Source organism: Agrobacterium sp. 20P9.1.2 (genome assembly GCF_057799395.1).
On record NZ_JBYOKI010000009.1, the window covers coordinates 154,823 to 163,351 of the forward strand.

The window sequence follows — 8,529 nt, forward strand, 5'->3', positions numbered from 1 at the left end:
CCGGTCTTGCTTGTCAGGTCGCTCAATGGTCAGTCCTCAATGCTTTTGCGGAGGCGGATAGCTTCGACCAATCGAATGAAGATAGGACACTATCTTCGCACGCAAATGGTCACGATGACCAAAGTCCTCCGATATCTTTTTCAGCAACGGCTGAACATCTTCCCGCTGTGGTTCAGGGAGATCGGCATCACCTAGTAGATAATGGTTGTCTCCGATCGCAGTAATATTGCATCCGGTGGCGACTACAGCCTCCACGAACGCCGGTATGTCGGATTCTTCCATCAGCTTCATTGCGTATTTTCCGTTATTGCTGGGCAGATTTTAGGTTTGCCGATAGCAGGCAAGGGAAGTGGGCCTCGCACTTTGCTGTGCCCGCGCTATCGCACCCGATCGCGAGCACACGCCGTAGGCTGACAAATTGAACCGATGCCCCGAATTTCTTCAGAAGCGACTTACGCTCGTAGACGCCGTATCGCTCACATCTGTGACATGCCATGTCGATCTTTTCGCCTTTGAAGTCACGGAGGCGCGGGATCCTTTCCTCGTTTGCCGTCTGAGGCTTTTCTTGTCTCACAGCGCGCGTCTCTCACTAACAATCTGGCGTATGTCGCCTCTAATAACGGTGTATTTGGCTAACACCTTCTTGCGCCACTCGACGATGGCGGCGTCCGGGCTTGTGCATCTCACCCACTCCACGAATGCAGAAGATATTTTTGGATTGTCGTAGAGCACAGCTGCCAGGCCCTTGCGGCGGCTTAAGAGAATTTCCAGATTTGCTCCGGTTGGAGCGCTGTCCATGTCGGCGGAATATTCTTCTGCGGCATAGCCTGTGTAGGTAGTGAGGTCCGAGTCACGGTCCACCTCGGCGATGAGTTGCGGATCAAGCTCATCATGAGCAACCTGCCTTGGGGGCAGAAAATCGCCGTCGTCTATTGGGCTTCTGACATAGACGCCGTGATCCTCTAAAATATGCGTCCAGATTTTCATGACCGCCTCCTATTGAAACAAGTCGCCGGTTGTCGTCTGCTCCTCAACCGGCAGCAGGATTAGTTTTTCAGCAGGCAAGGGTCGCTGTAGTGCTTTGGCCTCTTCCCACGGAGCATTCATCCAGACATCGACCTCTTTTGCGGTAGTGAGCACGACCGGCATAGCCTTAGGATGAATCGGCTCCACCACTTCGTTTGGGTCTGTTGTGAGGAAGGCGAACAACTCGTGCAGTCCATCGCGTGGGTTCTTCATCGAACCTCGCGTGCCGTTCCAATCCGTCCATATGCCAGCGAAGAAGGCAAGGGGTTCTGCATCATCGATAGCGAACCAGCGCTTTGTCTTTCGCGGCTTGGTGTCTTCCCACTCGCAGAATCGAGTCCACGGCACGACGCATCGGTTCTCGACTTTCAGCCACTTGCGCCAATGAGGCGACGCGACATTGCGGATGTTTGTGACGCCGGTGTCTGGCTTGCCTCCAAGTATGTTGGGTGGCGTAGGCATGCCCCAGGTCAGCTCAGTCAGCTCGCGCACACCATCTTTGTTGCGGACGACAGGCGCACCCCTATCGGGGTAAACCTCGACGTCTGGCTGAAGATTCAAGCGCTCCTGCATCGAGCCAGCGATGTCGCGGATAGCCTCTTGATTGGTCTTGACTTGGTACAGATTGCACATGCGTCACCTCGGCATCTTCGCGACAGTGATTTTCACTTCGCCTCTTTTGCGGCACTTCTGACAACGCATCTGCGATCCTAGTTGATCCAGAGACTTGTCTTTATCGACATTCCTCATCCGCCATTGAGGTATGTTGGATACATGGCCGCAGAACCTACATTTGACGACGACAACCTCCCAAGCCCTCAGTTCTGATACTTTTCTGCTTGATGCTGGTTTTGCCAACGGCTCAATCGGGTTCGCCCGCTTGTAGTAAGAGAGGCCACAACGATCGGAAAACCCGACCATCGTCTTTTCGCATTTGAGGACGCTTTGCGAGATATGATGAAGCAATGTTGGCATTGGCAAATCGCCGAACTCCAACATGAGCTCTGCGACGTTTAGAAATTTCAGCGTTTGGCACTTCTCACAGATTACGCCGACGGGCTCGCCTCCATAGTCCGAGAGAAGCATTGCTCCCTCAGACGGCATCGCGCTCCTCACTCGGAACCCACCCTCTGGTGTAGCCCTTGCCCATAGCTCTAACTGCGAGACTCAGCTGGTGCTGTAGATGCTCAATCTCATCTTGCATGGCCTTGATTGCGGCAGTTGCGTTGCCGTTGTGGCAGTCCAAGATGTAGTCGGCGACATCAGCTTCGTCGGGTTTTGGGCGCATGCTGTGATCTCCTCGTTGATCCAATGTTCGATCACCGGAGGCCGCATCGTTGATCGATGTTCTTATTATGTTCTCGTCGGTGAGGGAGTCAAGGCGGCATCTTTTTGATTGTCTAGTTTTGTTTTTTCTTCATATTCCGAGCGTGCGGGAGAAACACCTTTGACGGACCAAGCCGACGGCGAGCGTAAGCGAAGCAAGAAAAAGAGATTGTGGCCGTGGCTGTTATTGTTATGCTCGACCCTGTTTGCGATCTATGTTTATGGACAGGTTACGGAAACCGTGGCTGACCTCTCCAGAACGTGGCGCGATCTAGTCCAGTTGTTCTGGTTGATAATTCCTGACAAGCAGCCGACAACGCCTTCCTGAACGATGCAACTTACTCAAAGACCCAGTTCTGATAAATATCGTCTCGCTCGATCTCTGCGCGGCCTTCACCGGTGATGAACCACTCCTGACGACCGCGGTGATCCTTGCCTCCAGGTCTCGTACAGCCGGCGTTTGAGAGCGCTTCCATAGTTTTCTCTCCGCATTGAGGGATGAGATCGACTGTCGAAATCTCCGGATGGCTGGCAAGAAATCGAAGCGCCCGCATCTGCGGCTTGTCGAGCCTGTGCACTGGCCCACGCTTTTGGCGCTCATTATCTTGTTCTTCCCACCGTTTAAAATAGGTTTGATTTCCGTCGACCACAGGAGAGTCCAGTGGCGGCATCCGTTCGCGTCTGAGCGCTGAGCGAGTTTTCGCGAATGTGTTGTAGGTGTCTGAAATGAGGTTGAACAAATTATCCGCCTCCGGCAGATTGACTGGCTCAACTACGACGAACCATACCAGCCATTCCTTGTTTGATGCCTCATCGATATGCCGTACGAAATACCGTCCGACGACCTCCATAAACGAGGATCCAATGTTGTGAATGGTAAGCGCAATGCGGTCCCCAAAGCCGGGAACGCTGCCTCCTAAGTCGGACAACAAGTGCTCCGCGTCTATCTCATATTTCCCGTCGGCTTGCCGCTCGAGGAAGTAAACGACGTCATCGACAACCTTTGAAACGCTTGGTTCTTCCGCTGAGTGGGTCATCCCCGTGCTCGTACACCCCTGATGGATTGAACGCGTGACGCATGAAGAGGGTCGCGCCACCACCAAAAGTCCCGCCAAGCATCGGGCACTGGCAGAGTGTTGATTGCCTCAATTAGCGGAGCCTGAGGCACGCTGGTGTAACGGCGCGACATACTGTCGACCGCGTGGCCGAGGATCTGATCTTTGATGTGCGGGTGCACGCCATTTATCACAAGCTGCGTGGAAACCGTGTGCCTGGCTGTATATGCGCTGATATCGCGTATGCCAGTCTCGCGACGCGCGGTGTCTATGCTGGAACTCAGCTGGCCGCCGTAATTACCGCCCACGCGATATGGCTGCCCTTTGAAGTTTCTGAATACTTGCTGCGCTTTGTCATCCCGCTCGAGCAACGATGTAAACAATGGCACCAAAATTTCATGCATGGGCACGCCACGTGGCTCGCCTGTCTTCGACGATCTCACGACAATCCAGCATCCCGGCACATCAACGTCATTTCTACAAAGTGACAGCAGTTCTATTGGTCGCATTCCTGTGTAGAACATCGTCGTGAAGATCATGGCTGCCGGTGCAGAGAGCTCGGCCACAAACGCAACTGCATGGTCATATCTGACAGGCGCGGCGCCGATACGAAGTTTGTGATGCGCATTCAGCGTACCTCTTCGTTCTGAGGGCCTCCGCCATTTTCTCACTGCCGCCCAGTCGTTCAGGGCAGCGTGATTCCACACCGCAATGAACGGCGTATAGAGCTGCCGGTTCACCGTTGCTGGGGCTGCGGTTGGGTAGATATTGCGCGCGGCCTCGTCCAGGACGGCTTGATTGATGTTGCGAAGCTTAATCTTTCCAAGCGCGTCGCGCACCACTTTCAGAAAGCGCTCTGAGCCGCCAGAGGCGAGATAGGCTTCTGCCGCCTCATCGAACGTCACCGTGAGTCGTCTGCCAAATATTGATTCTTCAAGAAGCTGTTGCTCGAGCACGATACGCACGGTATCGGCAACCTTCTTGTCTGTGGTTTTAGTGGACTTGCGGACACTTATGCCGCGCACGCTACCGCCGACCCACCAGGAGGGGCTGTCTCTGCGTTTGTAGAGTTTAAGAGGCATTATATATCCATCACATTAAGGCCCGCCGCCGGCACGCATGCCGAAAGCTTTTCAAAGCTCCTCAATGTGGTGATGCGGTTGGTAGCCGCAGACTGAAGGTACGGCAGTAGCCGAAACCCCGTCAAGGCCGCAGAGTAACGCCAGTACTTTGGGCGGTGTCGCCAGCCTCGACGAAGATCACGCCGGCCTCTTCAAGGGCAGATTGGATCGCAGCAAGGTTGTTGGCGATAGGGGTGCGTTTGCCAGATTCAAAATCGCGCAAAGTCGATGGTGATACACCAGCGGCAGAAGCCAGTTGTGGCTGGTTCCAATCGAGCAATGCCCGTGCGGCCCGACACTGATTTGGGTTTATCACCTCGTACCTCATAAAAAAACAGCAATGTCATTATTTTATGTTGACATTGCTATGATGTTGGTGTTTTTTAGTGACATACACAGTTCATAGCGAACTGGCAACCGAGGAGACCACGAAATGGCATACGCACCTAGAAGATCAACTCCGGTCCCGGAGCGCATTGAAGCGTTACCGCGGCGCTTGGTCGGTAGAAGACCGGCCGCAATGCAGCAGAGCCAAACCTCCAGCGCGGCAATGTGTGCATATGCGCCAGCACCAGGCCAGAATCGCTGCGCGATGGAAATCGACGGGGAGCGCGTTCTCGTTGATGTGGGCACATTCACGAACTTGAAGAACCAACGGGCTGTAGTCCTGCGCCATGATGGCAACATCGGTATCGAGCTGGTCTCTACTGAGGACAACTATCCACGCCCATACGGATCGAGAACCGCTTTTGGTCAGAGCTACAAAGGAAATGATGGCGGTACGCGCCGCGATGGCCTCACTGTCATCGGAAAAGTCATCGAGCCCGAAATCTTTCAGGGCGTCACGATCGACGGAGAAGCCGCATGAAAAATCACGTTGAAGAAGAACCCGACAGAACCTTTTTGCCGAGAATGACGGCACTTTACACAGAGTTGAACACAGCATGGGACCGCCACGGCGACATGCCTGACCTTGTTTGTGATCTTATCGTGCAAGCGACGATGTCGCTAGGTGATGCGATCATCAATGCATCAATCACATGCGAAGACGACATCGCAATTAAGCTTAGGTTTGCCGCAGACATGGTTGCAGCCAAGGAAGGCGTAATCCTCGCAGAGCGGCCGGCCATAGAGCGTGCGCTATCCGATCTCATAGCTTTTCGCGATGTGCAATGGCATGCAGACGCCTTGATGCTGCAACAGTGTCACGCGGCCTCTCCGCCGCACTAAGTTTCCCTGCCAGCCTCTTGTCCGTTCGGGCTGGCTTTTTGCCGGCGGCGCTCTTTAGCTGCCCCGGTCTTTTATTCCAACACCAATGGCCAGCGCGCAGACGGCTCACCAAGCCTGACACCACCGCGACTACACCAGCGGCGCGCTGGCCGGTTATCAGCCGAGGAGACCAAAGCAATTTTGCATTTACGAGTTTTGAAGATACAAAGGCTTGGAGAGTTCGTAGACAAGCTTTACGACTATGTAATTTCCCCGCCAGCTCGCAGCCCATGAGTGCTGGCAAACTTGTCGGCGTGCACCCTAGGGCAGCGCGCCGACTTTTTCTTCCCAATACGACAACAAGGCCCGCAGCGCTCACCACGTTGCGGGCTTTTTGTCGCAATCCATGTTGCGGTGAATTGCCTGGTACTGATTTAAAATCATTCTGCAATTCAATGTAAGTCACTGAAAATGCTTTGTATCTTGTCGCACCCATTAATATTGATGTGTGACAAGGGTTTTTCGGCGCACCAGCGGGCAAGTGATTGAAATCACTGTGGAATTTTTGGCTGGGGAACCTGGATTCGAACCAAGATTAACGGAGTCAGAGTCCGTCGTTCTACCGTTGAACTATTCCCCAACGCAACCGAAGTGGTCTGTGCCGCTTCGTTAGCGCGTCATATAAATGATTTGTCTCGCTATGCAAGTCGAAAAATGCGGTTGCGAGACGATATTATAGCTTGCCGCTTATTTCTTGATGCGGTGAGGGGAAGCGTCCTGCCCCTCAAGCGGCAGCTGGTGCCTCTCTTTTTACCCGCTCGACAATCTCTTTCAGTTCAGCCCGTTCTGCATCGTTCAGTTTCTCCACCCCGGGAGCGCGAACCGGGCCGACGGTGGTGCCGAGCATGCCGATGGCTTCCTTAACGACAGTGACATTGGCACCATTGAGATATTTCGTGCGCATGGCTTCGAAGCCGGCGATGCCGTCTATCAATTCGCGAGCCGCTCTATAGTCGCTAGCTTCCAGCGCGCGATGAATGGCGTGCGAACGCTCTGGAAAGACATTGACCAATCCGGATGTGAACCCGCGTGCGCCCATCGCATAGAATGCCGGAGCCCAGCCCTCTGCCAAACCGCAGACCCAAATTGCGGGCGCGTCTTTCGTGGCGCGGATGACTTCTGCCAGTAGCATGAGGTTGCTGGAGGCGAATTTGATGCCTGCAATATTCTCATGAAGTGCCAGCTTGCGAAAATCGGCAACGGAAAAGCTGTCGCTACGCACATAGGCTATGACGGGGACGGTGGAAGACTCCGCCAGTTCCAGAAAATATTTTGCCTGGTAACTCGGCCCCGCAAACGGGTCCATGGGATGATGTCCCATGATGGCGTCGGCACCTTCGGCAATCGCATCACGCGCCAAGGCTTTGGCTTCCGTCAGCGAACGGCCGACGGCTGCACTGACCAGCGAGGCGCCGGCCGCCGCTTTTATGGTGGTGCGATGAACCAGACGCACCTCATCCATCGACAGGGTAAAGAACTCCCCTGTATTGCCCGCCGCCATAAGATTATGAACGCCAGCGTCTGCGAGACCCTTGATTAAGGTGGATAAGATCGATGTATCGACACTTCCGTCTGCCGCATACGGGGTGACCGGCACGCCTGAAATACCCGTCAGTGCCTTGCGCACCTTTTCCATAGATGTGTTCACTCTGGTTCTCCTCCCAGCTTTTTGAAAATAATGCTTAGATACGTGTCGCCTGACCTTACGACGTGATCGCGCATGGCCCTTTCGGCCTCATCACTCTGGCCAGCGATGATTGCCGTTGCGATGGCCGCGTGTTCGGCGAGTGCTTTTGCCCGTTCTGAAGGGTCTGAGTGAATGACGCGACGAATGCCTGCATCATAAAAGCGCTGGCGTTCGATCATTCGCGAGAGATACCGACATTTGGAAGCAATGTGGATTTGATCGTGAAAAGTCTCGTTGAGCGCGATGAGTTCATCCGCTGCCGCGTCGGTGGTCGCAATCCGCATTTGCTCGATAGTGTGCTGCAGCGCCTCAACTGCATTTGGCTGTAACCGTTTCGCAGCGAGGCGGGCGATCATGGATTCCAAGGCTGCTCGTGCGAGGATAGTTTCCTCGGCCCAGCTCTCATTGAACCGAATGACGACACCGCGCCGTGCAAGCGTCTCAACCAGACCTTCTGCCTCCAACTGACGGAGGGCTTCCTTGATCGGCGTGGTGCTGACACCCAGTTGTTCTGCGAGTTGGCGTTCGTTCACGCGTTCATCAGGCGAAAAACGTCCTGAGAGGATAGCTGTTCTCAGCGTCCGGTGCACATGGTCACGAAGTGTGGTCAGAAGCTGAGGATCGAGCCGTGCAATGCGATCATCCAAGGCTGATGGCTGAATTGGGGTCAATGCAACAGTTCCTCATATCAGAAGCTCTATTGATATCTGATATATCAGATGAGTTCAATTGTCGACAAGGAAGTGGTGGCGCTCAAATCCAGAGCTGTTTTGGAAAGGCGCTCCATCTGCTTAGATTGGCTAAAGATGAAGAGCACACCTGCTAAGAGGGGCTAGTTGTCCGTGCAATGATTATAGACAGGCTGTCGCGAAGGCCGACTTGCTGAACCCTATTGTTGGGAGCCCATTGCCGGGAGGTCAGGCATCCAATTTCGGCGGAATTTGATGGGCGATTTCCCCGAAATGCGAAATAACCTCATCACTTCAATCACTTACCACTTTTCTGTAATTTCTTCAAAGTGCCCTGTTGACTTGTTTCGAGGTGT

At 54.0% G+C, this 8,529-nt stretch carries 11 protein-coding genes and 1 tRNA gene; 3 read left to right on the forward strand and 9 right to left on the reverse strand.

Annotated features, from left to right (window positions below; all coding sequences use genetic code 11):
- Positions 1 to 36: 36 nt before the first annotated feature.
- The 3 genes from AC27VJ_RS21185 to AC27VJ_RS21195 all read right to left on the reverse strand — a co-directional run bounded on the left by AC27VJ_RS21185 (position 37) and on the right by AC27VJ_RS21195 (position 1,659).
- Positions 37 to 291, reverse strand: coding sequence for a hypothetical protein (locus AC27VJ_RS21185; protein WP_488685677.1), 255 nt, complete (start codon positions 289 to 291; stop codon positions 37 to 39).
- A 279-nt stretch (positions 292 to 570) separates the two neighbouring features.
- The gene (locus AC27VJ_RS21190) at positions 571 to 987 is read right to left on the reverse strand and encodes a hypothetical protein (protein WP_488685678.1); all 417 of its coding nucleotides are present in this window, start codon (positions 985 to 987) and stop codon (positions 571 to 573) included.
- 9 nt (positions 988 to 996) lie between these two features.
- Positions 997 to 1,659 (reverse strand): SOS response-associated peptidase, encoded by a 663-nt coding sequence (locus AC27VJ_RS21195; protein WP_488685679.1) that lies wholly within the window; start codon positions 1,657 to 1,659, stop codon positions 997 to 999.
- A 550-nt stretch (positions 1,660 to 2,209) separates the two neighbouring features.
- Between AC27VJ_RS21195 and AC27VJ_RS21200 the strand changes: the two genes are divergently transcribed.
- Positions 2,210 to 2,422 carry a hypothetical protein gene (locus AC27VJ_RS21200; RefSeq protein ID WP_488685680.1) on the forward strand — a complete coding sequence of 71 codons (213 nt, stop codon included), beginning with the start codon at positions 2,210 to 2,212 and terminating at the stop codon, positions 2,420 to 2,422.
- Between the two features lie 268 nt (positions 2,423 to 2,690).
- Here AC27VJ_RS21200 and AC27VJ_RS21205 read toward each other — a convergent pair whose 3' ends face one another.
- The 3 genes from AC27VJ_RS21205 to AC27VJ_RS21215 all read right to left on the reverse strand — a co-directional run bounded on the left by AC27VJ_RS21205 (position 2,691) and on the right by AC27VJ_RS21215 (position 4,856).
- Positions 2,691 to 3,389 carry a hypothetical protein gene (locus tag AC27VJ_RS21205; RefSeq protein WP_488685681.1) on the reverse strand — a complete coding sequence of 233 codons (699 nt, stop codon included), beginning with the start codon at positions 3,387 to 3,389 and terminating at the stop codon, positions 2,691 to 2,693.
- A complete protein-coding gene (locus AC27VJ_RS21210; protein ID WP_488685682.1) occupies positions 3,386 to 4,489 on the reverse strand; it encodes a tyrosine-type recombinase/integrase in 1,104 nt (367 codons plus the stop codon). The genes AC27VJ_RS21205 and AC27VJ_RS21210 overlap by 4 nt, the downstream gene beginning before the upstream one ends.
- 121 nt (positions 4,490 to 4,610) lie before the next feature.
- On the reverse strand, positions 4,611 to 4,856 hold the full coding sequence (locus tag AC27VJ_RS21215) for a helix-turn-helix domain-containing protein (protein WP_488685683.1): 246 nt from the start codon (positions 4,854 to 4,856) through the stop codon (positions 4,611 to 4,613).
- A 192-nt stretch (positions 4,857 to 5,048) separates the two neighbouring features.
- Between AC27VJ_RS21215 and AC27VJ_RS21220 the strand changes: the two genes are divergently transcribed.
- On the forward strand, positions 5,049 to 5,396 hold the full coding sequence (locus tag AC27VJ_RS21220) for a hypothetical protein (protein WP_488685684.1): 348 nt from the start codon (positions 5,049 to 5,051) through the stop codon (positions 5,394 to 5,396).
- On the forward strand, positions 5,393 to 5,758 hold the full coding sequence (locus tag AC27VJ_RS21225) for a hypothetical protein (protein ID WP_488685685.1): 366 nt from the start codon (positions 5,393 to 5,395) through the stop codon (positions 5,756 to 5,758). Before AC27VJ_RS21220 ends, AC27VJ_RS21225 begins: the two co-directional genes overlap by 4 nt.
- 545 nt (positions 5,759 to 6,303) lie before the next feature.
- Here the strand turns inward: AC27VJ_RS21225 and AC27VJ_RS21230 are convergent.
- From AC27VJ_RS21230 to AC27VJ_RS21240, 3 genes are all read right to left on the reverse strand, one after another.
- A tRNA-Gln gene (locus AC27VJ_RS21230) sits at positions 6,304 to 6,377 on the reverse strand.
- 144 nt (positions 6,378 to 6,521) lie between these two features.
- Positions 6,522 to 7,433: a dihydrodipicolinate synthase family protein gene (locus AC27VJ_RS21235; protein WP_488685690.1), complete on the reverse strand. Its 912-nt coding sequence runs from the start codon at positions 7,431 to 7,433 to the stop codon at positions 6,522 to 6,524.
- Between the two features lie 8 nt (positions 7,434 to 7,441).
- On the reverse strand, positions 7,442 to 8,155 hold the full coding sequence (locus AC27VJ_RS21240; protein ID WP_488685686.1) for a GntR family transcriptional regulator: 714 nt from the start codon (positions 8,153 to 8,155) through the stop codon (positions 7,442 to 7,444).
- Between the last annotated feature and the right edge of the window lie 374 nt (positions 8,156 to 8,529).

Coding starts and splice junctions, on each gene's coding strand:
- AC27VJ_RS21185 (WP_488685677.1), bottom strand. CDS start 291: ATGAAGCTGATGGAAGAATCCGACATACCGGCGTTCGTGGAGGCTGTA.
- AC27VJ_RS21190 (WP_488685678.1), bottom strand. CDS start 987: ATGAAAATCTGGACGCATATTTTAGAGGATCACGGCGTCTATGTCAGA.
- AC27VJ_RS21195 (WP_488685679.1), bottom strand. CDS start 1,659: ATGTGCAATCTGTACCAAGTCAAGACCAATCAAGAGGCTATCCGCGAC.
- AC27VJ_RS21200 (WP_488685680.1), top strand. CDS start 2,210: ATGCTCAATCTCATCTTGCATGGCCTTGATTGCGGCAGTTGCGTTGCC.
- AC27VJ_RS21205 (WP_488685681.1), bottom strand. CDS start 3,389: ATGACCCACTCAGCGGAAGAACCAAGCGTTTCAAAGGTTGTCGATGAC.
- AC27VJ_RS21210 (WP_488685682.1), bottom strand. CDS start 4,489: ATGCCTCTTAAACTCTACAAACGCAGAGACAGCCCCTCCTGGTGGGTC.
- AC27VJ_RS21215 (WP_488685683.1), bottom strand. CDS start 4,856: ATGAGGTACGAGGTGATAAACCCAAATCAGTGTCGGGCCGCACGGGCA.
- AC27VJ_RS21220 (WP_488685684.1), top strand. CDS start 5,049: ATGCAGCAGAGCCAAACCTCCAGCGCGGCAATGTGTGCATATGCGCCA.
- AC27VJ_RS21225 (WP_488685685.1), top strand. CDS start 5,393: ATGAAAAATCACGTTGAAGAAGAACCCGACAGAACCTTTTTGCCGAGA.
- AC27VJ_RS21235 (WP_488685690.1), bottom strand. CDS start 7,433: ATGGAAAAGGTGCGCAAGGCACTGACGGGTATTTCAGGCGTGCCGGTC.